This is a genomic window from Rhizobium sp. 05N430 (assembly GCF_056396985.1).
Genome location: NZ_JBFTMO010000003.1, coordinates 101,173 through 127,892 on the forward strand (window position 1 = coordinate 101,173; position 26,720 = coordinate 127,892).

The 26,720-nt window shown below is 61.3% G+C and carries 27 protein-coding genes; 11 read left to right on the top strand and 16 right to left on the bottom strand.

Translation table 11 applies throughout. From position 1 onward, the window contains the following. The first annotated feature begins 35 nt into the window (after positions 1 to 35). Positions 36 to 1,931, top strand: coding sequence for a diguanylate cyclase (locus AC1DJO_RS07935; protein WP_477969736.1), 1,896 nt, complete (start codon positions 36 to 38; stop codon positions 1,929 to 1,931). Here AC1DJO_RS07935 and AC1DJO_RS07940 read toward each other — a convergent pair. The 6 genes from AC1DJO_RS07940 to AC1DJO_RS07965 form a co-directional block, all read right to left on the bottom strand. After that, positions 1,928 to 2,731 carry an endonuclease/exonuclease/phosphatase family protein gene (locus AC1DJO_RS07940; RefSeq protein ID WP_477969738.1) on the bottom strand — a complete coding sequence of 268 codons (804 nt, stop codon included), beginning with the start codon at positions 2,729 to 2,731 and terminating at the stop codon, positions 1,928 to 1,930. The two genes, AC1DJO_RS07935 and AC1DJO_RS07940, sit on opposite strands and share 4 nt — an antisense overlap. Positions 2,732 to 2,755: 24 nt before the next feature. Beyond that, the gene (rnhA, locus tag AC1DJO_RS07945) at positions 2,756 to 3,196 is read right to left on the bottom strand and encodes a ribonuclease HI (RefSeq protein ID WP_112386446.1); all 441 of its coding nucleotides are present in this window, start codon (positions 3,194 to 3,196) and stop codon (positions 2,756 to 2,758) included. Next, complete coding sequence (locus AC1DJO_RS07950) at positions 3,193 to 4,158, bottom strand: homoserine kinase (RefSeq protein WP_477969740.1); 966 nt, start codon at positions 4,156 to 4,158, stop codon at positions 3,193 to 3,195. The genes rnhA and AC1DJO_RS07950 overlap by 4 nt, the downstream gene beginning before the upstream one ends. 222 nt (positions 4,159 to 4,380) lie before the next feature. Next, positions 4,381 to 5,382 (bottom strand): 4-hydroxy-3-methylbut-2-enyl diphosphate reductase, encoded by a 1,002-nt coding sequence (ispH, locus tag AC1DJO_RS07955; protein WP_477969742.1) that lies wholly within the window; start codon positions 5,380 to 5,382, stop codon positions 4,381 to 4,383. Between the two features lie 332 nt (positions 5,383 to 5,714). Then, entirely contained in the window at positions 5,715 to 6,464 is a 750-nt protein-coding gene (locus tag AC1DJO_RS07960) for an SURF1 family protein (RefSeq protein WP_477970313.1), read from the bottom strand. 1 nt (position 6,465) lies between these two features. Beyond that, entirely contained in the window at positions 6,466 to 6,846 is a 381-nt protein-coding gene (locus tag AC1DJO_RS07965) for a DUF983 domain-containing protein (protein WP_112386517.1), read from the bottom strand. 128 nt (positions 6,847 to 6,974) lie between these two features. On the opposite strand from AC1DJO_RS07965, the gene AC1DJO_RS07970 reads away from it, so the two are divergent. Further along, complete coding sequence (locus AC1DJO_RS07970) at positions 6,975 to 7,616, top strand: chloramphenicol phosphotransferase CPT family protein (protein ID WP_112386449.1); 642 nt, start codon at positions 6,975 to 6,977, stop codon at positions 7,614 to 7,616. Between the two features lie 61 nt (positions 7,617 to 7,677). On the opposite strand, the gene AC1DJO_RS07975 is transcribed toward AC1DJO_RS07970, so the two are convergent. The 6 genes from AC1DJO_RS07975 to coxB form a co-directional block, all read right to left on the bottom strand. Then, entirely contained in the window at positions 7,678 to 8,556 is an 879-nt protein-coding gene (locus tag AC1DJO_RS07975) for a cytochrome c oxidase subunit 3 (protein ID WP_112386518.1), read from the bottom strand. Between the two features lie 58 nt (positions 8,557 to 8,614). Then, positions 8,615 to 9,223, bottom strand: a complete 609-nt coding sequence (locus AC1DJO_RS07980) for a cytochrome c oxidase assembly protein (RefSeq protein ID WP_477939421.1) — start codon at positions 9,221 to 9,223, stop codon at positions 8,615 to 8,617. A 4-nt stretch (positions 9,224 to 9,227) separates the two neighbouring features. Continuing rightward, on the bottom strand, positions 9,228 to 9,368 hold the full coding sequence (locus AC1DJO_RS07985; RefSeq protein WP_162698648.1) for a hypothetical protein: 141 nt from the start codon (positions 9,366 to 9,368) through the stop codon (positions 9,228 to 9,230). Further along, positions 9,365 to 10,321, bottom strand: a complete 957-nt coding sequence (locus AC1DJO_RS07990) for a heme o synthase (RefSeq protein WP_477939420.1) — start codon at positions 10,319 to 10,321, stop codon at positions 9,365 to 9,367. The genes AC1DJO_RS07985 and AC1DJO_RS07990 overlap by 4 nt, the downstream gene beginning before the upstream one ends. Positions 10,322 to 10,387: 66 nt before the next feature. After that, entirely contained in the window at positions 10,388 to 12,088 is a 1,701-nt protein-coding gene (gene ctaD, locus AC1DJO_RS07995) for a cytochrome c oxidase subunit I (RefSeq protein ID WP_112386452.1), read from the bottom strand. 20 nt (positions 12,089 to 12,108) lie between these two features. Beyond that, positions 12,109 to 12,996, bottom strand: coding sequence for a cytochrome c oxidase subunit II (coxB, locus tag AC1DJO_RS08000; protein WP_112386453.1), 888 nt, complete (start codon positions 12,994 to 12,996; stop codon positions 12,109 to 12,111). Between the two features lie 340 nt (positions 12,997 to 13,336). On the opposite strand from coxB, the gene AC1DJO_RS08005 reads away from it, so the two are divergent. The 3 genes from AC1DJO_RS08005 (at position 13,337) to AC1DJO_RS08015 (ending at position 15,957) form a co-directional block, all read left to right on the top strand. Beyond that, positions 13,337 to 13,942 carry an invasion associated locus B family protein gene (locus AC1DJO_RS08005; protein ID WP_477969744.1) on the top strand — a complete coding sequence of 202 codons (606 nt, stop codon included), beginning with the start codon at positions 13,337 to 13,339 and terminating at the stop codon, positions 13,940 to 13,942. An 86-nt stretch (positions 13,943 to 14,028) separates the two neighbouring features. Further along, complete coding sequence (gene tldD, locus AC1DJO_RS08010) at positions 14,029 to 15,444, top strand: metalloprotease TldD (RefSeq protein WP_112537164.1); 1,416 nt, start codon at positions 14,029 to 14,031, stop codon at positions 15,442 to 15,444. A gap of 18 nt (positions 15,445 to 15,462) precedes the next feature. Further along, positions 15,463 to 15,957 carry a GNAT family N-acetyltransferase gene (locus AC1DJO_RS08015; protein WP_442207957.1) on the top strand — a complete coding sequence of 165 codons (495 nt, stop codon included), beginning with the start codon at positions 15,463 to 15,465 and terminating at the stop codon, positions 15,955 to 15,957. 10 nt (positions 15,958 to 15,967) lie between these two features. Here the strand turns inward: AC1DJO_RS08015 and AC1DJO_RS08020 are convergent, their stop codons facing one another. Both AC1DJO_RS08020 and AC1DJO_RS08025 read right to left on the bottom strand, forming a co-directional pair. After that, a complete protein-coding gene (locus tag AC1DJO_RS08020; RefSeq protein ID WP_477969747.1) occupies positions 15,968 to 16,267 on the bottom strand; it encodes a pyrophosphohydrolase domain-containing protein in 300 nt (99 codons plus the stop codon). A gap of 61 nt (positions 16,268 to 16,328) precedes the next feature. Beyond that, positions 16,329 to 17,606: a D-alanyl-D-alanine carboxypeptidase family protein gene (locus AC1DJO_RS08025; protein WP_477969749.1), complete on the bottom strand. Its 1,278-nt coding sequence runs from the start codon at positions 17,604 to 17,606 to the stop codon at positions 16,329 to 16,331. Positions 17,607 to 17,827: 221 nt separating this feature from the next. On the opposite strand from AC1DJO_RS08025, the gene AC1DJO_RS08030 reads away from it, so the two are divergent. Beyond that, entirely contained in the window at positions 17,828 to 18,874 is a 1,047-nt protein-coding gene (locus tag AC1DJO_RS08030) for a polysaccharide deacetylase family protein (RefSeq protein WP_477969751.1), read from the top strand. A gap of 4 nt (positions 18,875 to 18,878) precedes the next feature. On the opposite strand, the gene pdxH is transcribed toward AC1DJO_RS08030, so the two are convergent. Further along, entirely contained in the window at positions 18,879 to 19,499 is a 621-nt protein-coding gene (gene pdxH, locus AC1DJO_RS08035; RefSeq protein ID WP_112386460.1) for a pyridoxamine 5'-phosphate oxidase, read from the bottom strand. Between the two features lie 66 nt (positions 19,500 to 19,565). Here pdxH and AC1DJO_RS08040 point away from each other — a divergent pair, with 66 nt between their 5' ends. The 4 genes from AC1DJO_RS08040 (at position 19,566) to AC1DJO_RS08055 (ending at position 23,005) form a co-directional block, all read left to right on the top strand. Next, complete coding sequence (locus AC1DJO_RS08040; RefSeq protein WP_112518182.1) at positions 19,566 to 20,024, top strand: RT0821/Lpp0805 family surface protein; 459 nt, start codon at positions 19,566 to 19,568, stop codon at positions 20,022 to 20,024. A gap of 241 nt (positions 20,025 to 20,265) precedes the next feature. After that, positions 20,266 to 21,447: a DnaJ C-terminal domain-containing protein gene (locus AC1DJO_RS08045; RefSeq protein WP_477969753.1), complete on the top strand. Its 1,182-nt coding sequence runs from the start codon at positions 20,266 to 20,268 to the stop codon at positions 21,445 to 21,447. Between the two features lie 122 nt (positions 21,448 to 21,569). Next, a complete protein-coding gene (fabI, locus tag AC1DJO_RS08050) occupies positions 21,570 to 22,388 on the top strand; it encodes an enoyl-ACP reductase FabI (RefSeq protein WP_112386463.1) in 819 nt (272 codons plus the stop codon). Positions 22,389 to 22,414: 26 nt separating this feature from the next. Further along, positions 22,415 to 23,005 (top strand): histidine phosphatase family protein, encoded by a 591-nt coding sequence (locus tag AC1DJO_RS08055; protein WP_477969755.1) that lies wholly within the window; start codon positions 22,415 to 22,417, stop codon positions 23,003 to 23,005. A 6-nt stretch (positions 23,006 to 23,011) separates the two neighbouring features. On the opposite strand, the gene AC1DJO_RS08060 is transcribed toward AC1DJO_RS08055, so the two are convergent. Further along, positions 23,012 to 23,272, bottom strand: coding sequence for a DUF1344 domain-containing protein (locus tag AC1DJO_RS08060; protein ID WP_112386465.1), 261 nt, complete (start codon positions 23,270 to 23,272; stop codon positions 23,012 to 23,014). 245 nt (positions 23,273 to 23,517) lie between these two features. Between AC1DJO_RS08060 and AC1DJO_RS08065 the strand changes: the two genes are divergently transcribed. Next, positions 23,518 to 26,694: a bifunctional diguanylate cyclase/phosphodiesterase gene (locus tag AC1DJO_RS08065; protein ID WP_477969757.1), complete on the top strand. Its 3,177-nt coding sequence runs from the start codon at positions 23,518 to 23,520 to the stop codon at positions 26,692 to 26,694. The last annotated feature ends 26 nt before the right edge of the window (positions 26,695 to 26,720 follow it).

Genomic DNA, 26,720 nt, shown 5'->3' on the forward strand with positions numbered 1-26,720 from the left:
GCGGGGATTGGCGCGTCTGGGTTCACTTGTACTGTATGAATACAACCTGGCAAATACTAACGGGCAATCTTGCCATCGTTGCATTGGTGATCTCGGTCTGGGCTCACATCTATTTCCGATTCCGTCAGCTCAGCGACCTCAATACCAAGCTCGCCTTCGGCGCCGTCATGGGGGCCGGGACGATGGCCTCGATGATGATGTCGGTGCCGCTGAGCAACGGCGTGTTCATAGACCTACGTTATTCGCTGGTGGCGATATCGGCGCTGTTTGGCGGCGCACCTTCGGCCATTCTGACGATCCCCATGGCCGTCGCCTTCCGGCTCTACATGGGTGGGGCGGGCGCGGTTGACGGCGTGATCAGCATTGCATGCGCCGGTGCGGTCTCGCTGACGTTGCGCATATTGCAGAAGCGCCGCAAGGCGAAGCTCAGCGATATCTTCATCCTTGGTGCCACCGTCTCGCTGACGCTGCTGGCGACGATGCTGATCCTGCCCAATCAGGTCAGCGCCATGACGCTGCAGCTCGTCGGCATTCCCGCCATCGTGCTGAATTTCGGTGCTATCGCCGTTGCCGGAGCGCTGCTCCTGCAGTTCGAGAACATGGCGCAGGACCGTGACCTGCTGACCGCGGCGCTGACGCAGACGCCGGATTTCCAATACGTCAAGAACCGCGATAGCGTGTTCGTCGTGGTCAATCGCAATGTCGCCGAGCACCACCATTTCAGCTCGCCGGAAGCGATGATTGGCACCACGGATTTCCACATCGCCACACAACGCCGCGCCGAAGTGCTGTTTGCCGAAGAGCAGGACTTGATGCGCCGGGGCGAAGCGCAGATCAACAAGATCGAATCCCTGATGCAGGGCGAGCGCGAACACTGGTTCCGCACCTCGAAAGTGCCGCTGCGCGACCGCGACGGCGTCATCATCGGGCTTGCCGGCGTCACCCGCGACATTACAGAGGAGCGCCGCATCGAGCGGGAGCTGCGCGACAACCGCAACATGTTGTCGCACGCGATGTCCGGCATGTCGGACGGGTTTGCGATGTATGATCCGCAGGGCAAGCTTGTTTATGCCAACCCGCAATATTCCAACCTCTTCCCGCTCTCAGGCGTCGTGCGCGTCGCCGGTTACAATATCCGCGATATCCTGCGGAAGGCCATCGAGACGCAGGAGCGCCGCAACTTTCCCATTGCCGTCGATGAGCAATGGATCGAGACAGCAGCCCGCGACCTGCATCGCGACAAGGACGAGGAAATCGACCTCTATGACGGCCGCTGGCTGAGCCTGCGTACGCGCATGACGGCCGATGGCATGGCGCTTGTCGTCGTCTCCGACGTGACCGCCATGAAGCAGGCAGAGCATTCGCTGCGTGCCGTTGCCGACCGGATGAAGAGCCTCGCCGAAACCGACGGCCTGACGGGGATCGTCAACCGCCGCGCCTTCGACGAAGCCCTGGCGCTGGCGCTCGCCCGTAGTGTTCGCGAGCGCACGCCGCTCAGCCTGCTGATGATCGATGTCGACCGCTTCAAGGCCTATAACGACACCTATGGCCATCTTGCTGGGGACGAATGCCTGAAGGCGGTGACCGACTGCCTGCGCAAGGCGGCGCGGCGCGACACCGATATCGTTGCCCGTTTCGGCGGCGAAGAGTTCGTGGTGCTGATGCCGGAGGCCGACGAGGCCGATGCCTGCCGTGTCGCCGGACAATTCCGCGACGCGCTGCACGCGCTGAACCTGCCGCATACCGGCAGCGAATTCACCCGGGTGACGGCGAGCGTCGGCGTTGCCGTCAAGCAGAGCCGCGGCCGGGCGACGACGCCCTCTGAATTCATGCAGCATGCCGACGAGGCGCTGTATGACGCCAAGCGCGGCGGGCGTGATCGGGTATCGATCTGGGAGCAGGCGAGCAGCACGCGGGCAGTGAACGGCTAGGCGATTTCCAGCATCAGGGCGCAGTGATCGGAGACCTCAGGCGTCCTGACGACCTCGAAGCGGGTGACCTCGACATCTGCCGAGACCAGCATGTAGTCAGCAAACTTCCCCTCTTTCGGATAGAGAGACGTTCGCGTGCCCTGAAAGCCGCGGGAGGTCACGAGATCGGTGAGGCCGAGCCTGCCGAGGATCTCGAAGGTGGAGCTTTCGGGCAGGACATTGAAGTCGCCGCAGACAACGAGCGGATCGCCCTGCCGGTGGATGCGGCCGATCAGCGCCACCAGGGCTTCGGCCTGGGCGATCCTTTCAGGCGTGTCGCCCTTGCCCGCCATGTCGCGCAGGCCGTGAAGCTGGGCGACGGTCACGGTGCGGCCCGTGGCATAGTCGAAGAGCCTGAAGACATGGGCGTTGCGCGCACGCGGATGGGCGCCGTATCCGTCCGGCGAGAAGCTGCCATGGACGAAATCCGCTGCCTGGCCGGTGATCGCCAGGGAGCGGTGGATGAAGGTGGCAAGGCCGAATTCCGAGGTGACGGCGCGATCGCCATCGAACAGCTCGCCGCGCGTTGACGGGGCGAAAAAGCCGTCATGCTCAGGCAGCACGGCCTTCAGATCATCGAAGAGATTGGGACGCTGCGGCAGGATATGGCTGCCGTCGCGATATTCCAGCCAATCCGCCGTGACACCTGACGAGCGGGTGATTTCCTGCAGGCAGAGCACATCCGCATGCGCGGTGGCGAGATACTCAATCAGCGGCTGGTAAATCTTGCCGCCCCAGGCATTCAACGAGATGATCCGCACGATGCCTCCCCCGCTCTGCCCGGCCTATTTCTTTTTGTAGGGGGCCATGCCCATGCGTGCCAGTTCGTCGGCGCGCTCGTTTTCCGGGTGGCCGGCATGGCCCTTGACCCAGTGCCACTTGACCTTGTGGCGCTGGTTGGCGGCATCGAGTGCCTGCCACAGCTCGCCGTTCTTCACCGGCTTCTTGTCGGCGGTCTTCCAGCCGTTCTTCTTCCAGCCGAAGATCCACTTGGAGATGCCGTCCATGACGTATTTGCTGTCGGTGTGGAGATCGACTTCGCAGGCGCTGTTGAGGGCCGAAAGCGCCGAGATCGCCGCCAGCAATTCCATACGGTTGTTGGTGGTCTCGGCTTCGCCGCCCGACAGTTCCTTTTCGACCTCGCCATAGCGCAGGATCGCGCCCCAGCCGCCGGGACCGGGATTGCCCGAGCAGGCACCATCAGTGAAGATATCGACATGTTTCATGCGGAAAGCCCGTATTCGGCGGCCGTTGTGATCTGGCGGTGGAAGCGCAGCTTGCGCAGATATTCGAGCGGATCCTTCTTGGTGACCATGGCACCCTCTGGCGTCGTCAGCCAGTCGTAGAGGCGGGTTAGGAAGAAGCGCAGCGCCGAGCCGCGCGACAGGATCGGCAGGGCGGCGCGTTCAGCTTCGCCGAGCGGCCGCACACTCTGGTAGCCATCGAGGAATGCCGTCCCCTTGGTGATGTTGTAGGCGCCGTCCTTTTCGAAGCACCAGGCGTTCAGGCCGATCGAAATATCGTAGGCAAGCAGATCGTTGCAGGCGAAATAGAAGTCGATGACGCCCGACAAGGTATCGCCGAGGAAGAAGACGTTGTCGGGGAAGAGATCTGCATGAATGATGCCTGACGGCAGCTCTTTCGGCCAATTGGCCGACAGGAAATCCATCTCGCCGCGCACCTCGTCCGACAGCCCCTTCTCGACCTCGTCGGCGCGCGCTTCCGACTTGTCCCAGAGAACCTTCCAGCCATCGATCGACAACGCATTCGGGCGCTTCAACTCGAAGCCTTCGCCGGCGATGTGCATCTGCGCCAGGGCCTTGCCGACCTCGCGGCAGTGCCTGGCTTCCGGCTTGCGCAGCCACATGCCTTCGAGGAAGGAGATCAGCGCCGCGGGGCGCTCCGACAGATGGCCAAGCAGCGCGCCATCCTTGCGCGGCAATGGCAGCGGGCAGGACAGGCCGCCGGCGGAGAGATGCTGCATCAGCCCGAGGAAGAACGGCAGATCGTTCTTCTCGACGCGCTTCTCATAGAGCGTCAAGATCAACGGATCCTTCGTGGTGTGCAGCAGGAAATTCGAATTCTCGACGCCCTCGGCGATCCCCTTGTAGGAGAGCAGCTCGCCAGCATCATATTCCGTCAGGAACCACTTCAGATCGTCTTCGGAGATATCGGTGTAAACGGCCAAGGTGGGGTCTCACGTTACAGGCGCTGCGGATGGGCGGTCTTGCATTGAGTCTCGACGGCCCTGCAAGGCCCCTCATTCCTGTGCTTGTCACAGGAATCCAGCCACGGCGCGTCTGCGCCGTGAATAAAGCGATACACCTGCGCTAATCAAGAGTCTTTCGCGCCCAAGGACTTCGGCGCACTGGATTCCTGTGACAAGCACAGGAATGAGGGAGCGCTTTGCTCAACCATTCACAAACGCCATATCCGCCGACGTCAGCTCGATATTGCGCAGCTCGCGATTGACGAGGAAATGCTCGTTTTCCTGTACCGTCTCGGCAAGCTCGACCTGCGCATCGAAACGGGCGCGGAAGGCCTCGATGATTTCGTTGACGATGACTTCGGGGGCCGAAGCGCCGGCGGAGAGGCCGAGCGTGGAGATGTGGCCGATGTCGTTCCAGTTGAGTTCCGAGGCGCGCTGGACGAGGATCGACTTCTTCGCCCCTGCCCTCAGCGCCACTTCGACGAGGCGCTTGGAGTTCGAGGAATTCGGCGCACCGACGATGATGAAGAGGTCGCAGCCGGGGGCGGCCTGCTTCACCACTTCCTGGCGGTTCGTCGTGGCGTAGCAGATCGAATCGGCAGCAGGTGCAGTCAGGTTCGGGAAGCGCTGCTGCAGCCTTGCGATGACGCCAGCTGTATCGTCGACCGAGAGCGTCGTCTGCGTTACGTAGCCGAGATTATCGGGATCGGCGGGCTCGTAGGTATCGGCGTCCTCGACGGTCTCGATCAGCGAGACCGAGCCCTCGGGCAGCTGGCCCATCGTGCCGATGACCTCGGGGTGTCCGGCATGGCCGATGAGGACGACATGGCGGCCGAGGCGGTTGTGGCGCATCGCCTGCTTGTGGACCTTGGAGACCAGCGGACATGTGGCATCGAGATAGAAGAGGTTGCGGCTGTTGGCATCCTCGGGGACCGACTTCGGAACGCCATGCGCCGAAAACACCACGGGCTGGGCGCGATGCTCTTCGGGGATCTCGTTCAGCTCCTCGACGAAGACGGCGCCCTTGGCTTCCAAGCCCTCGACGACATAGCGGTTATGAACGATCTCGTGGCGGACATAGACAGGCGCGCCGTAGGATTTCAGCGCCAGAACGACGATCTGGATGGCACGGTCGACGCCGGCGCAGAAGCCGCGCGGCCCGCAAAGCCTGATCGTCAGAGGAGGTTTCGCTGCTATGTTCATCTTGCGTCCGGTATCCATCGTCTCGGGTGTCTAGAGCGTTTCCTGGCTATATTGAAGCATTCTGTTGGTTCAAACGGAGTCGGATGGTCGACCGGCAGGCGCGCGTCGTAGCCAGATCTACGGCCAAGCCGGCCGGTCGATCAGCCGGCCCGTTTCAGCCAACCCTTCGGGCCGGGCATCTTTCCGCCAGGATCAAAGGCGATCGGTTCGACCGTACCTTTGGGTATGCCCTTCGCCAATCGCCTTTGCCCTGTCGAAAACCTGCTCCGGCAGAATGCTTCAATATAGCTAGGAAACGCTCTAGCCCAATATAGGAAGGAATTGAAGCGATACTATTGCGCCGGTGCGTTGCCGCCGCGCTTGCGGAACCAGGAAACGCCGACGATGCCGACGAGCACTGCCGCCAGGCCATACCAGGTGAAGGCATATTCGAGGTGGTTGTTCGGCAAGTCGATTTCGGTGACGCCGCCGATCGGCATGCCCTTCGGGTTCGGCGTCGAGTCCGCATCGACGAAGAAGGGCACGACTTTCGCCGGATCGAAACCGTCGCTCGACGTCATCGCGTCGATGTCCTTCCAGTAGAAGACATTCTTGGCGAGATCGTTTTCGGGCACGACCCAGGACGGCTTGCCGGGCAAGCGATTGCGGGCAAGGCCGGTGACGGTCTGCTGGCCTGTCAGCTGGCCCTGCATACGCATCTCCGGCTCCTTGTTCTCATAGGGAACGAAGCCGCGATTGACGAAGAGATAGCGCCCGTCGGCCAATTCCAGCGGGGTATAGACGTAGAAGCCGGTCTGGCCGCGCCAGGTGGCGAAGAAGTGCCGTTCCTTGTTGTTGACGTAGCGGCCGGTGACGGTGACCGGACGGTATTCGATATCGGTGCCACCGGCGTGCATCGCTTCGATGGCGGAGAGCTCGACGGGGGCCGAGGTTCGGCGCGAAGCGATGTCGGCGAGAAGGCCTTCCTTCCAGTGCAGCCGCTCGACCTGCCAGGTGCCGAGCGAAATCAGGATGGCGAGCGCAATCAGCACCACGATGCCGGTGAAAACAGGCAGCTTGCGGCGCGTCGCCGGAATGTTCATGTCAGTCACTCAGGCGTCCTTCGCGGGCATTGTGGCGGTACTGCATGGCGATCAGGATGCCCTTGCACCAGCGCAGGGTCAGCAGCGACAGGATGATCGTCAACGGACCGAAGAGCAGGATATGCAGCCAGATCGGCGGCGAGTAGTTGACCTCCAGCCAGAGCACCGAGCCGATGACGATAAAGCCGACGATGAGGATGACGAAGACGGCCGGACCATCACCCGAATCAGCAAAGGCATAATCGAGGCCGCAGGCGGCGCATCGCGGCTTCAGCGACAGCATGCCATCGAACAGCTTGCCGTTGCCGCAGCGCGGGCAGCAGCCCTTGATGCCGGTCTTGACCGGATCGACCGGTGGAAAAAGAGCTGTGTCTTCTTTCATACCCATTCCCGATAGCGGCGATCTCACCTAAAGCCGCCTTAACTCTCCCATAGAGTATCCGCAGGACGAAGGGAAATACCTGCGCGATTTCGCCTCAGCGATTCGCGCCAAACAGAAGAAGAAGACGCATGGACAACGACAACACCGCCGCGCAGATCGTCATTTTGAACGGCGCGCCGCGCAGCGGCAAAACCACGATCGCGAGGGCGATCCAGCAACAATTCGACGGCCCCTGGATGAATCTCGGGGTCGACGGCTACAATGCGATGACGCCGGCCGAGTATCTGCCGGGCATCGGCCTCAGGCCCGGCGGCGAGCGTCCCGATCTCGAGGAACTGGTGCCGTTCTTTTACGCGGCGCTCTACGAATCGATTGCCATCCATGCCGGGCTCGGGCTCAATGTCGTCGCCGATCTCGGCCATCACGACGCGTACTCGCAGCCGCTCGGCATCCTGGCCGATTGCGCCAGGCGTCTCGAAGGCTTTCCGGTACTGTTCGTCGGCGTGCGCTGTCCGCTCGACGTCATCATGAAGCGGCGGGAGATCGACGAGCCCGGCCGCGAAGAACTCTATGCCAAGGCGACGGCCGAAACAGCGGTTCCGGAAGCGGTGCGCCGCTGGCAGGACGAGGTCCACAAGCCCGGCATCTACGATCTCGAGCTCGATACCTCGGTGCTGACGCCCTATGAGTGCGCCGAGGCGATCCGTCATCAGCTCGATATCGGCATTCCCGAACCTTCCGCCTTCGAGCGGATCGCCGGGCTGCGATAAAGCAAAGAAAAAGGCGGGCGCCAGTGGCACCCGCCTTTTCAATATCAGCCTTTCGACCGGATCAGCCGTGGGCGACCGGTGCGCCCCATCCACCCCAGATGTAGATGGAGAAGAACAGGAACAGCCAGACGACGTCGACGAAGTGCCAATACCAGGCAGCCGCCTCGAAGCCGAAATGCTGCTTCGGCGTGAAGTCGCCGCGGATGGCGCGGATCAGGCAGACGATCAGGAAGATCGTGCCGACCAGAACGTGGAAGCCGTGGAAGCCGGTCGCCATGAAGAAGGTCGCGCCGTAGATCGACGCCTTGAAGGCGAACGGAGCGTGAGCGTATTCGTAGGCCTGGACGCAGGAGAACAGGATGCCGAGCAGAACGGTGAGCGTCAGGCCCTGGATGAGGCCCTTGCGGTCGTTGTGCAGCAGGGCGTGGTGTGCCCAGGTGACCGTCGTGCCCGAGAGAAGCAGGATGACGGTGTTGTAGATCGGCAGGTGCCAGGGATCGAGAACCTCGATGCCCTTCGGCGGCCATACGCCACCGGTGAAGGCAAGGCGCGAGGCCTGAATGGCTTCATGCGGATAGAGGCTGGCGTCGAAATAGGCCCAGAACCAGGCAACGAAGAACATCACTTCGGAAGCGATGAACATGATCATGCCGTAGCGAAGGTGCAGCGAGACGACGCGGGTATGCGCGCCCTCATGAGCTTCCTTCACGGTATCGGCCCACCAGCCATACATGACGTAGAGGATCAGCGCGAGACCGATGAAGAACAGCCACGGATGCGCCCATTCGATACCGAACAGGTGCAGCGATCCGCCGTTGATGTAGCGCATGAATCCGACGCCACCGAAGGTGATGATGAACGCGCCGATCGAGGCGAGCAGCGGCCACGGGCTCGGATCAATAATATGGTAGTCGTGGTTTTTCTGATGCGCGTCGGCCATCTTGTATCCCCGGATCTCTTCCTCGCTCGTTCCCGGCATAGCCGGAAACGGACCTCAATCAAAGTTTCTTTTCAACCTTCTCCGCTCCACCCTCATTCGAAGCCACCGGCTTCGGTCCCTCTTTCGGGTAGAACGTATAGGATAGCGTTACCGTGTGAATGTCTTTCGATTCCACGGCCTTGGTAATTTCCGGATCGATGTAGAACACCACCGGCATTTCAAGCTTTTCGCCCGGCTTCAGATCCGTCTCGGTGAAGCAGAAGCACTGAACCTTGTTGAAATAGGCCCCGGCTTCGCCCGGCGTGACGTTGAACACCGCCTGGCCGCGCTGGGTCTCGTTCGAGCGATTTTCGGCAACGAAATTGACCTGGATCGTCTCGCCAATGCGCGGATTGACTTCGCGCTGCACCGGCTTGAATTCCCAGAACAGGCCGGGAGCGACATTGGCATCGAAGGTGACGCGCATCTTGCGGTCGAGGATCACGGTCGAGGCCTGCTCGACGCGCTGCGTCGTGCCATTATAGCCGGTGATCTGGCAGAACATGCGGTAGAGCGGAACGGCGGCATAGCTCATCGCGCCCATGCCAACGACGAAGCTCAGGCACATCATGACGACGGCGCCGTTATTGCGGCCCTTCTTCTTCGGCGTGTCCACGGTCTCGCTCATTCGCTCAGCCTCCGTGTCCGGTGAACTTGACGATGGTGATCGCATAGAACAGCACGCAAAGGCCTGCCAGCACGAGGCCGAGCGCGACGTTGCGATTGCGGCGCGACTTGCGCTGCGCTTCGGTCAATTTGACGGTTTCGATCAAATCAAACCTCCTGCGTGGAACACCAGGATAGAGGCCACGCGATCGAACATGAGAGCAGAGAAGATGGCAAACAGATAGAAGATCGAGAAAGCGAACAGCTTCTTTGCCGGGATCATCTTCAGATCGCCATCCGGCATCCGCCAGACGGCGATGGAACAGCTTATGAAGATTGCGCCGAGCAGCGTCGCGACGAGGCCGTAGCCGAAGCTGGCAAAGCCGAGCAAGGACGGGACGACGCCGCAGATGGCCGTCAGCACCGCATAGGCAACGATCTGATGCTTGGTGGTGCGCTCGCCTGATACGTTCGGCAGCATCGGCACGCCGACGGATTCGTAATCGTGCATCTTGAAGAGCGCGAGAGCCCAGAAATGCGCAGGCGTCCACAGGAAGATGATCAGGAAGAGGACAGTGCTTTCGATGGTGACCGAATTGGTCACGCAGGCCCAGCCGATCATCGGTGGGAAGGCGCCTGCCGCGCCGCCGATGACGATGTTCTGCGGCGTCGAGCGCTTCAGCCACATCGTATAGACGACCGCGTAGAAGAAAATGGTGAAGGCCAGGATCCCGGCAGAAAGCCAGTTGACGGCGAGGCCGAGGATGGAGACCGAGAAGCCTGAAAGAACGAGGCCGAAAGCCAGCGCTTCGCGCGGCTGGATGCGGCCGGCCGGGATCGGGCGCTGCGCGGTGCGGGTCATGACAGCGTCGATATCGGCGTCATACCACATGTTCAGCGCGCCCGACGCGCCTGCGCCGACAGCAATGCAAAGGATCGAGATGAGGCCGAGGATCGGATTGATATGTCCGGGTGCCAGCACGAGGCCGGCAAAGGCCGTGAAGACCACCAGCGACATGACACGGGGCTTCAGAAGCTCGAAATAATCGCGTGCGCCTGCTTCCGACAGGCGAAATTCGCCTTCGTTCGCAAGTGCCTCGTGATTGTCGATGACCGTCATTATTCCGTCCTGCTTACATTAAGGCCGGACGCCGCATCTTGGTGCGGCGTCCGGCATTCCAGCATCTTACTTGATGCGCGGAAGCTGTTCCCACTGGTGGTACGGCGGCGGCGAAGGCAGCTGCCATTCGAGCGTCGTTGCACCCTCACCCCACGGATTGTCACCAGCCAGGCGCTTCTTGGCGAAAGCTTCGAAGACACCGAAGAGGAAGATCAGAACCGCAAAGGCCGAGATGTAGGAGCCGATGGAGGACACGTAGTTCCAGCCGGCGAAGGCATCCGGATAGTCGATGTAGCGGCGCGGCATGCCGGCGAGGCCGAGGAAATGCTGCGGGAAGAACACCAGGTTTACGCCGATGAACATGACCCAGAAGTGCAGGTTGCCGATCCACTCGCTGTACATGTAGCCCGACATCTTCGGGAACCAGTAGTACCAGGCAGCGAAGATGGCGAACACGGCGCCGAGCGACAGAACGTAGTGGAAGTGAGCCACGACGTAATAGGTGTCATGCAGCGAGCGGTCGAGACCGGCATTTGCCAGCTGAACGCCGGTGACGCCACCGACCGTGAACAGGAAGATGAAGCCGATTGCCCAGATCATCGGCGTGCGGAAGCTGATCGAGCCGCCCCACATCGTTGCGATCCAGGAGAAGATCTTCACGCCCGTCGGAACGGCGATGACCATCGTTGCGAACACGAAGTAGCGCTGTGCATCGAGCGACAGGCCGACCGTGTACATGTGGTGCGCCCAGACGACGAAGCCGACGGCACCGATGGCGACCATGGCGTAGGCCATGCCGAGGTAACCGAAAACCGGCTTCTTCGAGAAGGTCGAGATGATGTGGCTGACGATGCCGAAGCCCGGCAGGATCAGGATGTACACTTCCGGGTGACCGAAGAACCAGAACAGGTGCTGGTAGAGGATCGGGTCGCCGCCGCCTTCAGGTGCGAAGAAGGACGTGCCGAAGTTGCGGTCGGTGAGCAGCATGGTGATGCCGCCTGCCAGAACCGGCAGCGAGAGCAGCAGCAGGAAGGCGGTGATCAGAACGGCCCAGGCGAAAAGCGGCATCTTGTGCAGCGTCATGCCCGGAGCGCGCATGTTCAGGATCGTGGTGATGAAGTTGATCGCGCCGAGGATCGACGACGCACCGGCGATATGCAGCGAGAAGATCGCCAGATCGACGGCCGGGCCAGGCTGGCCTGCGGTTGCGAGCGGCGGATACATCGTCCAGCCACCACCAGCACCGTAAGCGCCGGCCGGGCCTTCGACGAACATCGACAGCACGAGCAGCAGGAAGGCCGGAACGATCAGCCAGAACGAGATGTTGTTCAGACGCGGGAACGCCATGTCAGGCGCACCGATCATGATCGGCACCATCCAGTTGGCGAAACCGCCGATCATCGCCGGCATGACCATGAAGAAGATCATGATCAGGGCGTGAGCGGTGGTGAAGACGTTGAACATATGCTTGGCGCCGTCGATCGCGGCGTCGCCTTCGAAGCCGTAAACCATCGAAGCCAGACCGTGGAAGATCTGGATGCCAGGCTCCTGAAGCTCCATGCGCATGGCGACGGAGAGCGCGCCGCCGATGATGCCGGCGAAGATCGCGAAGATCAGGTAGAGCGTGCCGATGTCCTTGTGGTTCGTCGAGAAGAACCAGCGATTGACGAAGCTCGGCGTATGCGAGTGATTGTGATGGTCGTCATGCGCATGCGCGTCATGGCCATGCTGATCATGAGAATGATCGTGAGCGGAAGGTCCAGCCATTGTCCCGAGTCCCTTCTAGATTACTGAGCGTTTTCGGCGACATCGACGGTCTTCGGACCATCGGTTGCTGCCATGAGGCTTTTGTAGGCCCCGGGAAGATCGGAAGCGGCAGCCGTCAGCCACTGCTTGTACTTGTCTTCGGAAACGACACGGATCGCGATCGGCATGAACGCATGGTCCTTGCCGCAGAGCTCGGAACACTGGCCGTAGAACAGGCCTTCGCGCTCGGTCTTGAACCAGGTTTCGTTGAGACGGCCCGGAACAGCATCGATCTTGACGCCGAAGGACGGCATCGCGAAAGCGTGGATGACGTCGGTCGGTGCGGCCGTCACCAGAACGCGGACGGTCTTGCCGACAGGCAGGACGACTTCGTTGTCGACAGCGAGCAGGCGCGGATAGGTGGAGAGGTCGGTCTTGCCGGCAGCGGCACGATCCGGATCCTTCAGCAGGTAGGAATCGAAGGCCAGCGGATTGTCGCCGGTGCCTTCATATTCGTAATTCCACTGCCACTGTGTGGCGGTCGCCTTCAGCGTCACATCCGGATTTTCCGGCAGCGTCAGCTGGGCGGTCAGAAGGTTGAACGACGGAACGGCGAGGAAGAGAAGGATCAGAACCGGCCCCACGGTCCAGATGACTTCGATAACCGTGTTGTGGCTGGTCTTCGACGGCACCGGATTGGCGCTGGCGCGGAACTTCCAACAGACGACGATGAGCAGGATCAGAACGAAGAGCGTGATCGGTACGATGAACCACAGCGTATATTGTTCGAACCAGCGGATTTCCCGCATAATCGGCGTCGCCGCCGGCTGCAGCGTTGCCTGCCACGGCATCGGCTGATCGGCATATGTGCCGGAAGCAAAAAGCAGACAGACCAGCGCGGTCAGAGCTGCATAAGCCTTCTTAATCACCTTAGTATCTCCCTCGAGCGCTTGACCTGCCATAAATCGAACGCAGAATCCTTGCCATCTTCTGCGCTTCAAACCACAGTTTGCCATGGACCGCAACTGGCCAAAGCAATTGTCTATGCGGCATTTTTGCGTAACGACAAATTCGCAAGCAGGCACAAAACATTACCGCCGATTTGCACCATCATACGGAAAAGCCTTACGCGGGCCAATCCAAAGCCCCAACATTCTTGCCGAAAGGTCCTATTTCTGCCGTAGTCCCCCGGTTTTCACGGGGCAGGTCTTTTCATTTTCGGCGACGGCCTTCAACAATACCGTTACCGATTCGAATCCAGAGGTTTTTATGGGTTTCCGTTCCCTTGCGCGGTCGCTTGCCGTGACCACCATACTTGCAGCAGCAGCGGCCGCCCCCGTCTTCGCGCAGCAGCAGCCGGCCGCCAAGCCGCCTGCACAGGCTGAACCCGCGCCCCCGGCACCCGGACAGCAGCAGGCCGTTCCCGGCCAGAGCCAGCCGCAGGCGCCGGGCACGGTGAAATCCAACCACGGCGCCTGGTCCGTCGTCTGCGACAAGCCAGCCGGCGCTTCAGCCGAGCAGTGCGCGCTGATGCAGAACGTGATAGCCGAAGACCGTCCTGAAGTCGGCCTCTCGGTCGTCGTGCTGAAGACCGCCGACCGCAAGTCGAAGATCCTGCGCGTACTCGCCCCTCTCGGCGTGCTGCTGCCGAACGGCCTCGGCCTCAATGTCGACGGCAAGGATATCGGCCGCGCCTATTTCGTCCGTTGCTTCGCCGATGGCTGCTATGCCGAAGTCGTGCTCGAGGACGAGCTGCTCAAGACCTTCCGCAGCGGCACCAGCGCCACCTTCATCGTCTTCCAGACACCGGAAGAAGGCATCGGCATTCCGGTCGATCTGAAGGGCTTTGCCGAAGGCTACGACGCGCTACCCTGATAAGGGCCCGATTGGGGCTTGCTCGAACACCCGTCCGGACCTACATCGGCTTGAAGCATTGCAGCTTTGAAGCGGAGCATACCATCATGAATACCGACCTCCTGACGCTCTTCGATGCCGACGAAGCGACGATGCGCAAGCTCGTGGCCGAAGCGCTTTCCGGCTCCGATGACGGCGAGCTCTATATCGAGCATGCGCAGGCGGAATCGCTGATGTTCGACAACGGCCGCCTCAAGGGCGGCAGCTTCAATACCGAGCAGGGTTTTGGCCTGCGCGCCGTGGCTGGCGAAGCGGTTGGTTATGCTCATGCCGGCGACCTCTCGGTTTCGGCGCTGAAGCGCGCCGCCGATGCCGTCGGCGCCGTTACCCGCGGCTATTCCGGCAGCTACGCCGCCGCCCCCCAGGGCACCAACAAGAAATTCTACAACGACGAAAACCCGATCGGCTCGCCCTCCTTCGAAGAGAAGGTGAAGGTGCTGACCGATATCGACGCCTATCTGCGCGGCAAGGACGACAAGGTGCGGCAGGTGACGGCTTCCGTCGCCGCCAGCTGGCAGGTCGTCGACATCCTGCGTGCCGACGGCCACCGCGTCCGCGACATCCGGCCGATGACCCGCATCAACATCTCGGTCATGGTGGGCGAAGGCGACCGGCAGGAGAGCGGCTCCTACGGATCCGGCGGGCGCATCGGCTTCGGCGACTTCATCACCGAGGGCAGCTGGCAGACCGGCGCCGACGAGGCGCTGCGCCAGGCGCTGGTCAATCTCGAAGCCATCGAAGCGCCCGCAGGCACGATGGATGTGGTGCTCGGCTCCGGCTGGCCCGGCGTCATGCTGCATGAGGCTGTCGGCCACGGGCTGGAAGGCGATTTCAACAGGAAGAAGACCTCGGCCTTTGCCGGCCTGCTCGGCCAGATGGTCGCCGCTCCAGGCGTCACCGTCGTGGACGACGGCACGATCGACAACCGCCGCGGCTCGATCACCATCGACGACGAAGGCACGCCTTCGGCCTATAACGTGCTGATCGAGAACGGCAAGCTGGTCGGCTACATGCAGGACCGGCAGAATGCACGGCTGATGGGCATGAAGGCGACTGGCAACGGGCGCCGCCAGGGCTATGCCCATGTTCCCATGCCGCGCATGACCAACACCTATATGCTCGGCGGCGACAAGACGCCTGAGGAGATCATTTCGTCGGTCAAGAAGGGCATCTATGCCGTTTCCTTCGGCGGCGGCCAGGTGGATATCACCTCGGGCAAGTTCGTTTTCGGCTGCACCGAGGCCTACCTGATCGAAAACGGCAAGATCGGCGCGCCGATCAAGGGCGCGATGCTGATCGGCAACGGCCCTGACGCGATGAAGCGCATCTCCATGGTCGGCAACGACATGAAGCTCGATACCGGCATCGGCAATTGCGGCAAGGCCGGACAATGGGTGCCCGTCGGCGTCGGCCAGCCGCACCTGCGCATGGACCAGGTTACTGTTGGCGGTACGCAAACCTAACAACCTCAGGAGACGGCGATGCGCGAGATCCTGATACGGCCCTTTGCCATCGCCGACATCGACGGCGTCTTCTCGGTGATCCTGCCGATCCAGCGGGATGAATTCGGCATCGCCATCACCGCCGACGACCAGCCGGATCTGGCGGTGATCCCCGACTTCTACCAGGCCCGCAAGGGGCAGTTCTGGGTCGCCGAACTCGACGGAACGATCGTCGGGACGCTCGGCCTCAAGGATATCGGCAATAACCAGACGGCGTTGCGCAAGATGTTCGTGGCGGCCCATGTGCGCGGCCGCGAACACAATGTCGCCGCCCGCCTGCTCGACGCGCTCCTTGCGCATGCCGGGGAGCATGAGATCACCGATATCTTCCTCGGCACCACTGACCGGTTCCTTGCCGCCCACCGGTTCTACGAAAAGAACGGGTTCAGCGAGATCAGCCGGAACGACCTCCCCCGCGCCTTCCCTGTCATGGGCGTCGACAGCAAGTTCTACCGGCGGGCACTCGGCAAGTAACTCCGCGTATTCACGGCCTAAACAGCCATTTCCGCTCGACGGAGGGTGCGAGGTCGATGCCGTTGTGGTGGGCAAAGAGGAGGATGTGGCCGAAGAGATCGGCGGTCTCGTCGGCGAGGTCCTGCTTCATCTCGGCGGATGTCCGGCCCTTGGCGCGTCCCCTCCCCGTCAGGCGGTTCCAGGCCTGGGTGAGTTCACCCATCTCTTCCTGAAGCTTGAGCAGAAACCAGTCGGGATCGCGCTCCACGCCGTTTGCCGCGGCATAGGCCTTAGAGGCCGCCTCGAATTTTTCGGCAAGATCTGACAGCATTTCGTTCTCCTTCCGTACTCACGAAGGAGAACCGTGATTCCTGGCTGTTGTCCAGTCTAGATCAGCCGTTGCCGCCGACCATCACGCAGTCATAGGAGCGCTTCTTCAGGGCATCGCAGGCAGCGGCGGCGGCATCGCGGCTACCGAAACCGGTGAAGCGGGCGCGGTAGACGGCGCTCGCGCCGGAGCCGACGGCCTGGGTCAGCGGCGAGGCGGATTTCAATGCCGCGCCGCCTTCAGTCTTGGCCTGCGCGAGCAGTGCCTGTGCGGCCTCGGCGCTTGGTGCCGCGGAGATCTGGATCTGCCAGCCGCTGGCCGACGCCTGCAGCTTGCCGCCCTTGCCCATCTTGTCGAGCGCGGCCGGACGGTCGAGCGGAACTGTGGTGCCGCTGTAGCCGAGTGCAAAGGGGATTGCCTCGGCATCGCCCTGGGCGCGCGGTGCGTTCACCGGAACCGGCAGATCGCCGTCATCCGCAGCGGAAGCGACTTCAACCGGAGCTGCCGGCTGCGGCTTGCCGCCGGCACTGGCAACCAGCTTGGCGCCACCCGATGCGCGGTCGAGATACTTGTCGAGCAAAGCTGCCATCTGGGCATCGCGGCTGCGGGCCGTGCGGCCGCCAAGAACGACGCCGACAACGCGGCGGTTGCCATCGCGCACGGCGCTGACGAGGTTGAAGCCAGAGGCATTGGTATAGCCGGTCTTGATACCGTCCATGCCTTCGTAGCGGTACATGAGATTGTTGTGGCCGCGGATCGTCTTGCCGCGGAAATTGAAGGAGGCTACCGAGAAGAGCTGGTATTCCTTCGGGAAATTGCGGATCAGCGCCACGCCGAGGGTCGACATGTCGCGGGCCGTCGTTACTTGGCGAGCGTCGGGAAGGCCCGAGGCGTTGTAGAAGGTGGTGCGGCTCATGCCGAGCTGACGTGCCTTCTGCGTCATCATCCGGGCAAAGTTGCTTTCCGAACCGCCAAGCTTCTCGCCCATGGCAGCGGCAGCGTCGTTGGCCGACTTGACGATCATGCCATAGACCGCTTCGCGCACGGTGATCGTGCCGCCGGGGCGGACACCGAGTTTCGTCGGCGGGCGGCTGGCTGCATATTTGGACATGACGATCTGGCTATCCCAGCTGAGCTTGCCGCGATTGATCGCTTCGAAGGCGAGATAGAGGGTCATCATCTTGGTCAGCGATGCCGGGTGGTTCAGCACGTCGGCATTTTCAGAGGCGAGAACCTTGCCGGTGCGGGCATCAAGGATGAAAGAGGCGTTGCCGGCGATCGCCGCAACGGGTGCCGAAAAGGCAAGCGTCGCAGTCAAGAGTGTGGCCAACAGCCTGTTCATGGATTTCCCCTCTAGGTGCCACGCGCGCGCAGCATTGCCAAAATGTGTCCCGTTCTGTGACAGAAGCCCGCACTTTGGCGCGACTTTGAGGCAACGAACACTGGTTCTCTGAGTTTTTTCCACCCGTGGTGAAGGAAACGTAAAGATTTCAGTCCGAAAAGCAATCTTCAGCAAGGTTTAACACCAGAATTGGTAGGGTCCGGACCTTTCACGGAGCTGATATGCAGGGATTGTGGAAAAAAAGGGCGAAAAAGGCCGCCATCACCGCCGGCCTTGAAGCGGCGCATCTGATCAGCGCTACGCGGCTGATGCGCGGCGCGCGCGGCCGTGGCGCAATCTTCACCCTGCACCATGTCCGCCCTTACGAGGCGCATGACTTCGAACCCAATGCGCATCTCGAAATTACGCCGGAATTCCTCGATGCGGCGCTGTCGCGGCTAACGAAGGACGGATATCGCTTCGTGGCGCTTTCGGACGTCCCTGCCCTGCTCTCTGCACCGGCAGGCGATGCGCCGTTTGCCGCCTTCACACTCGACGACGGTTATCGCAACAATCTCGTCCACGCCTATCCGATTTTCGAAAGGCACGAGGCGCCGTTCACGATCTTCGTGGCCAAGGGGCTGACCGAGCGCACGCACAGTATCTGGTGGGAAACGCTGACGCTGCTGTTGCGCCGCGCCGATCTGCTGCATTTCGATTTCGGCAGCGGCGACGAGGTACTCAAGCTTGAAAATCCGGCCGATCAATACGCGGCATTCGCGAGATTTGCCGCCTTTCTCCATAGCACAGACGAAACGGCGGCGATCGCGCGGCTCGACGCCCTGGCGCGGCAGCACGAGATCGATCCGCTCGGCATCGTCGACGATCTGGTGATGGGCGAGGCCGAGCTCAATCTGCTGGAAGCGAGCCCCCTCGCTTCGCTCGGCGCGCATACGATCAGCCACCGGGCGCTCGCCCGGCTGCCCGAAGCCGACGCCCGTGAGGAGATGCTGATTTCGGCCGATCACGTAGAAGTGGTTACCGGCCATCGGCCCGTGACGATCGCTTTTCCCTACGGCACCCGGGAGGCGGCAACGCAACGCGAGGCGGCAATTGCCGCCGGCCTCGGCTTCACGGTGTCCGTGACGACGCAGCCCGGCGTTATAAAGACCGGGCTATCCGGCGGCACCCATTACCTGCCGCGTCTGTCGCTGAACGGCCTCTACCAGAAGCCGCGCTATGTTTCGGCGCTGGCCTCAGGCATTCCCCTGAAACTGATGGGGAAATAAGAGGTTACGGATACATCCGGACCTTTTCCCAATCGCCCTCAGGCTCCGCACGGCGGAACTCGATGCGGTCGTGGAGACGGAAATTCTGGTCTTTCCAGAACTCGATGCTGACGGGCTTGATGCGGAAACCGGACCAGTAGGACGGGCGGGGAATTTCACCGATCGCATAGCGGGCGGTATATTCGGCAACCGACTTCTCGAGTGCGAAACGGCTTTCGAGCGGACGGGACTGTTTCGAGGCCCAGGCACCAATGCGGCTGCCGCGGGCGCGCGATTTAAAATAGACGTCGGCCTCTTCGTCGGTTACGACTTCCACCGGACCACGCAAACGCACCTGGCGGCGCAGCGTCTTCCAATGGAAGCACATGGCCGCCTTTTGCTGTCCCAAGATTTCGCGACCTTTCTGGCTCTCGAAATTGGTGTAGAACACGAAGCCTGCGGTATCGAATCCCTTCAGGAGGACCATGCGGACATTGGGAAGACCAGCCTCATCGACGGTTGCCAGCGCGACGGCATTGGGATCGTTGACCTCCGAAGCCTCGGCTTCCTTCAGCCATTCCGCGAAAAGCTTGAATGGTTCGCCGCGTTCGGTAAAGTCACTGCTTGTTAACTCATTTGCCGACATATTAGCTCAAATGCCCCGGGTTATCAGGTTAAATGCCCAGCTATTCACGACTGGACAGGACACAGGGTGGAAGTCATAGCAAAGTCAACTCACCATACAAAGGGCTTCCTGCGCCGCAGTGGTTCGCTCCTTCTCATCGGCATGGCGACACTCTCGCTGTCAGGCTGCATGACCGGTGGTTTTGACTTCCTCAGCGATTCCAAGGTCGACCGCTCCGTCTCGACCGGTACCGTGCCGCAGAATCCGCCGAGCACCGATACGCTTTCAGACGAAATGACCGTGCGCAACGCCGTGACCTCTGCCGATGTCGGCAAGGTCGGCGCGCAACCGCTGGCCTGGGCCAATGCCTCGACCGGCAGTGCGGGCGTGATCGACACGATCGTCGAGAACAACGATTCCGGCCAGGTCTGCCGGCAGTTCCGCACCACCCGTCATTCCTATGACGGCATCGCCAAGTTCATGGGCAAGACCTGCCTGGTCGGCGGCGGCAACTGGCAGCTTCTGAGCTTCCAGCCGGAAGGCTGAACCTTTTCCACAGGAATGCTTAATGCGCGCGGCGGCGGCATGACCATGCTTAGCAGAACGATAACCATTTGCCGCGAAAGCCACCGACACCGGCGGCGAAAATAACAAGTGATTAGCAACTCTCCCGCACGATCCAGCCCATAAGCGCGAGGTCCGGTTGAACCGGATGGCGCGCAAAGAGTTGTTATTGGGCTTTCGGCTGCCAAAGGGTGGCAGCCGGATCGGACACCGGCGGATTACTATGCGCGATCCATATAAGGTTTTGGGCGTCCAGAGGGACGCAGGAGCTGACGAAATCAAGGCTGCTTGGCGTAATATGGCCAAGGCGGTCCATCCTGACCACAATCAGAGCGACCCGAACGCCACGGCGCGTTTCGCCGAGGTCGGCCGCGCCTATGAGACGCTGAAGGATCCTAAGAAGCGCAGCCTCTTCGACACGGCTGCGCGCATGGCGGCGGCAAAGGTCAGCGGCGAAACCATCATGCAGCAGCGCCAGGCCGCGCGCGAAGCGGCTATACGTGCCAAGCAGGCGCAGGAGAATGCCGAGCGCGTGATGGAAGAACTCGCGCGCGCCAACGCCCAGAAAGCGGCGAAAGCAGCGGCGGAGGAAGCGCAGAAGCAGAAGGCAGCCGGCTCCGAAAGTGCAGAAGACGTCGTCGAGCGCATTTTCGGCGCGAACGCGCAGGCCAAGACTGCGGGCGCCGGCGCAACGGGCCAGGCCCAGCAGCAGGCACAATCGCAGGCAAAGGCAAAACCTGCCGAACCCGAGGCTGCCAAGAGCGAGCCGGACGCGGCCAAGCCCGATGGCGACAATGCCGACGCGAATGCCGCTGCAGCAGCAGCCAACATATTGCAGCCTTTCAGCATTCTGACATCGCTGGTGCGCCGGTTCACCGGCGCTGCCCCGGCACCCGAAAAGGCGCCGGACCAGTTTGCCCAGGCGACGGTGACGATCGAAGACATCCTGAAAGGTAACCGTATCACCGTTCCGCTGGGCGAAGCCCAGGAGGCGAGCTTCATGCTTTCCTCAGGGACAACAGACGGACAGCAGGTTCGCCTTAAGGGACAGGGGCTGAAACTGCCGAACATGCAGCGCGGCGACGCCGTGATCAGCGTGCGCATCGCATCCGACCCGAAGTTTACTGTGCACGGCTACGACCTGCACACCGTTCTACCGCTCACTATCGAGAACGCCGTGCTAGGCACGGAAGCCGAGATCGATGGTCCCGACGGCAAGGTCCCGGTCAGCGTTCCGGCCTGGTCCGGTTCGGACAAATCGATCCGCGTCCAGAACCAGGGACTGCCTGACGGCAACGGTGCGAAGGGCGATCTCGTCGTCGAGTTGCGCATTATTCTGTGGGAAAAACCAGACGATAAGGTCACCGACCTGATGAGAAGCATGCGCGAAGGGCTTTTCCTGTGAAATTTTCGTGACAAGAGCACCCTTTGTTACGATCCCTAACAGTTGATGATTGCTCGCAATCTTGAACCGATTAGCTGCCTATGCCATAGGCACGTTTGAATTGGTTCATTAGGGGGCAAAATATGGCTCAAGCAACAGGCCTCATGTCAGGCAAGCGCGGCGTCATCATGGGCGTTGCGAACAATCGCTCGATCGCGTGGGGCATTGCGAAGGCCATTCATGCACAGGGCGGCGAAATCGCCTTTACCTATCAGGGCGAAGCGCTGAAGAAGCGCGTCGAGCCGCTGGCTGCCGAACTCGGCGGCGTTCTGGCCGGCCACTGTGATGTCTCCGACGAATCCACCATCGATGAAGTCTTCGCCAATGTCGAAAAGATGTGGGGCAAGATCGATTTCGTCGTTCACGCCATCGGCTTCTCCGACAAGGACGAGCTGACCGGCCGCTATGTCGATACCTCTGCCGACAACTTCAACAAGACGATGCAGATCTCCGTCTTCTCCTTCACCTCGGTCGCGCGCCGCGCCGAGAAGCTGATGACGGATGGCGGTTCGCTGCTCACCCTCACCTATTACGGTGCCGAGAAGGTGATGCCGAACTATAACGTCATGGGCGTTGCCAAGGCCGCTCTCGAAGCCAGCGTCAAGTATCTGGCCGTCGACCTCGGACCGAAGAACATCCGCGTCAACGCGATCTCCGCAGGCCCGATCAAGACGCTCGCAGCATCCGGCATCGGCGACTTCCGCTACATCCTGAAGTGGAACGAATACAACGCTCCGCTGCGCCGCACCGTGACCATCGAAGAAGTCGGCGACGTCGGCCTCTACATGCTGTCCGACCTGTCGCGTTCGGTCACCGGTGAAGTTCACCACGCCGACAGCGGCTACCATGTCATCGGCATGAAGGCTGTGGACGCGCCCGATATTTCGGTTATCAAGGACTGACCGAACTCCAAGAAACGGGACATGCCGTGCTTATCTATGTGGTCCGACACGGCCAGACCGATTGGAATGCCGAACGCCGTCTCCAGGGACAGAAGGACATTCCGCTGAACCCCATCGGCCGCGAACAAGCGCGGCTGAACGGCATCGATCTCGCAGAGATTCTGAAGGTCGAAGGCATTGCCTTCGACTTCGTTGCCAGCCCGTTGACCCGCACCCGCCAGACGATGGAGATCATCCGCGAGGCCATGGGCGTCGATCCCAAGGCCTACCGCACCGACGAGCGGCTGGTGGAGGTTTCCTTTGGTGACTGGGAAGGCTCGACGATCAAGGAACTGAAGGCGACGCAGCGTGATCGCGTCACCGAGCGCAACCTCAACAAATGGGATTTCATTCCGCCCGGCGACGACGCCGAGAGCTACGAGATCATGTCGTGGCGGATTGCGTCGTGGCTGAATTCGGTTGATAAACCAACAGTTTGCGTGACGCATGGCGGCGTCATTCGCAGTCTTTTCAAGATGATTGCCGATGTGCCGAAGCACGAAGCCGCCGAAGGCGACATTCCGCAGGACCGGATCTTGAAGATCAACAGGGCGGAACGGCTGATCGGCTGGATCTGATTCCGGTTACTGGACGATATCGAGGTCGTTGATGACGCGCTTGCCGTCGACCTCAGTATAGAAGATCACGACCTTCACGCCAGCCTTCAGACCATCGAAATTGAATTCTTCCGGCGCCTGATAGGTCTTGCCGTCGTCGAGCGTCAGGCTGAGATTGGCCGTATCAACCTTCTTGATCGTCGCCTCGACGTCAGCGCTTTCAGCAAAACCGCTGATCGGCGACAGGAAACTGGCGGTGGCCAACAGCGTGGCAACAAAAAAACGCATCGCAGCGACCCTCTTCACACTCGACTCAAAAATCTTATGGAACACAGATAACCCTCTGAATATGGCAAAAATTGCCCGGAACAATGGCTTTCGCCGCCCAATTGATGAATAGCATTTTAACAATAATCAGCAGCAGTGATTAACCATTATCCCCGGGTTCTTTTGGCGTCCGAAATATAAAATTGCAGGAAATCGTAAATTAACAAGTTCCTCTTACAGTTGCCGTTAAACAAGGGAGACTGATTTTGCTTTTCCGGCTGGGCGGCAACAGGCAACTGCGGCGAATTTTCAAGAATACATGGCTTTCGCTGCTGGTCTCCGGCTTTGTAGCGTTCATGATCGTTGCTGTCGGCATCACCCTTGATCGCGCCAATACTGCCGCGCATCTGCGCGAGTTGCAGATCCGCACGGAAAACGAGACTAATCTGATTCGCGCCCGCATGGCTGCACAGATCAACATGGACATCACCATCGTCCGTGACCTCTCGAACATGATTTCGCTGAGCGCCCGCACGAATGCCGAGGAGATGGAGCGGCAGATCAACTGGCTGCTGATCCAGAACCCGCATTTCATCAACGTCGCCGTCGCCCCCGGCTTTATCGTCAGCAACGTCTACCCGCCGCAATCCAACAAGTCGCGGATTGGCAAGGATGTGCGCGAAGTGCTTTCGGGCATGCAATCGGTCGCCCGCAATACCGGCGACCAGCAGGCGCGCTTCTACGGTCCGATCAAGACATCCGAAGGCAAGGATGCGTTTGCGATCTTCTTCCCGATCTTCGTCAAGGAAGATGGGCAGCGGAAGATCTGGGGCGCTGTCGAGGTCACCATCGACCGCGACATGTTCTATGAGAACACCGGCCTGAAGCCGGCGCGCAACAGCGAGAACCAGGAGCGCTATCCGCATCTCGATCACCTGGCGATCGCGGTGCGTGATCTTGGGACGGCAGCGGCCGATTCGGCAGCGCCCTTCTTCGGCGACACCGATGTTTTCGACAAGCAGCCGCTGCGCCGCAAGATCGCCTTTGCCGGCGGACGTTGGGAGCTGTCGGCCGTGCCGATGACCGGCTGGGAAGAGGCGCCGCCGAACCAGTCGCAGCTCAGGGTCATCATCATCACCGCCGGCTGCGTGATCATCATCCCGATCTTCTTCGCAACCCTGCTGCTCGGCGAGCGCAACCGCAACATCTCGCAGCTGGAACGCCGCGAGGTGAAGCTGCTCGAGCTTTCGCAGCGCCTCAATCTGGCGCTCGATTCCTCCAATATCGGCATCTGGGAACTCGAGGACGGCGGCCACAGTCTCTATTGGGACGGCCGCGCTTCGGCGCTGCACGGCGAAGGGACCGGCGAAGGAAGCCACCCGCTGGAAAGCTGGCTTTCGAAGATCGCGGCCGAAGACCGGCCGATCGCCGAGGCGCATTTCTTCAATTGCAGCGTGGCGGGCACTTCCTGCACCGCGCAGTACCGCATCTTCCTCGCAGACGGCACGGTCCGCCATCTGCGCTCAGTCGGCTCGTTCTACACCGACGCCGGCGGTGTTGGCCGGACGATCGGCATCGTCGCCGATGTGACCGCCGATGCGGAAGCGGCCGACACGCTGCGCCGGGCAAAGAACACCAGCGACATCAAGAATGCCGAGCTGGAGCTGGCGCTCGACGAGATTTCACGCCGCGAGGCCGAGTTGACCGAAGTGTCCGGCAAGCTGGATCTGGCGCTCGATGCCTATCAGTGCGGCATCTGGGATGCCACGGTCGGCAACCAGGGTTCGCTCTGGGACGAGCGCATGCACGAGCTCTACGGCCTGGCTCCGCGCAACGGCTTCGTCACCGAAGATCTCTGGCTCTCCTGCATCCATCCGGACGATCGCGCGGCTGCGGTCGAGGCGTCGCGCTTCTTCAACCAGCCGGGCGACACCCATACGCTGATTTGCCGCGTCCCCTGCCCCGACGGCGGCGTGCGCTACGTCCGCTCCACCGGCAAGGTGCACCAGACGCCCTCGGGCGCCACCAAGGTCATCGGCGTTGCCTTCGACGTCACCGAGGACGCGCTGCTGACGGCCGAGCTCAAGGCCGCCAAGGACGAGGCGGTTGCCAAGAATATCGAGCTTGAACTTGCCAAGAACCGCATCGAGCACAATTCGCTGCATGACCCGCTAACCGGCCTCGCCAACCGCCGCAAGATCGATATCGCGCTGGAAAGCCTGACGATCGACGCGCGCTCGCAGCGCCAGAAATTCGCGATCCTGCATATCGACCTCGACCGCTTCAAGGAAATCAACGACACGCTCGGCCACGCCGCCGGCGATGCGATGCTGGTGCACGCTTCCAAGGTGCTGTCGAAGAATGTGCGCGGCAGCGATCTCGTGGCGCGCATCGGTGGCGACGAGTTCGTGATCCTGGCGCATGATGTCAGCGACGTCGACATGGCCGAGCTTGCGGGCCGCGTCATCGAGGAAATGCGCCAGCCGATCGACTTCCAGGGCTTTTCGTGCCGCTGCGGCGTCTCGATCGGCATTGCGCTTGCCAACGGCATCCATGTCGATGCGCGCAAGATGCTGATCAATGCCGATATCGCGCTCTACCGTGCCAAGAGCATGGGCCGGAACCGCTACGAGTTCTTCAATCAGAACCTCCAGGCCGACATCATCAACAACAAGCGCACGGCCGACGAGATCCTCGCCGGTATCGACAACAACGAGTTCACCGCCTGGTATCAGCCGCAGTTCTGCGCCCGCTCGATGAAGCTGACCGGCGTCGAAGCGCTGGTGCGCTGGCACCATCCGACCCGCGGCGTGCTGACGCCGGACAAGTTCCTGCGGATTGCCGACGAGATCAACGTGGTGCAGACGCTTGACAGCATCGTTCTGGAAACCGCGCTGAAGGACAAGATGCGCTGGGCGGCCCACGGTCTCCTGGTGCCGCAGGTCTCGGTCAACGTCTCGGCGCGGCGCCTGCATGACGGCAGCCTCTTCGAGTCGCTCAGCCACCTGCATATCCGCCCGGGCGAACTCTCCTTCGAGCTGGTGGAATCGATCTTCCTCGACGAGAGCGAAGACGTCGCCGCCCAGAACCTCGACCGGATCAAGGCGCTCGGCATCGATATCGAGATCGACGATTTCGGCACCGGCCACACCTCGATCGTCTCGCTGCTGAAGCTGAAGCCGAAGCGGCTGAAGATCGACCGCCAGCTAGTCCAGCCGATCCTTCACTCCTCGCAGGAACGCACGCTGGTGCGCTCGATCATCGACATCGCCCGCTCACTCGGCGTCGAGACTGTGGCAGAAGGCGTCGAGAGCATCGACCATGCCGACATGCTGCGCGATCTCGGCTGCGATATCCTGCAGGGCTATGCCTTCTCGCGGCCGCTCGCCTTCGAAGAATTCACGCAGGCTGCACTCGGCACCGCCTGGCGCCTCGCCTCGTAAGCCCATCGTTTCCAAATTGCAGAAAC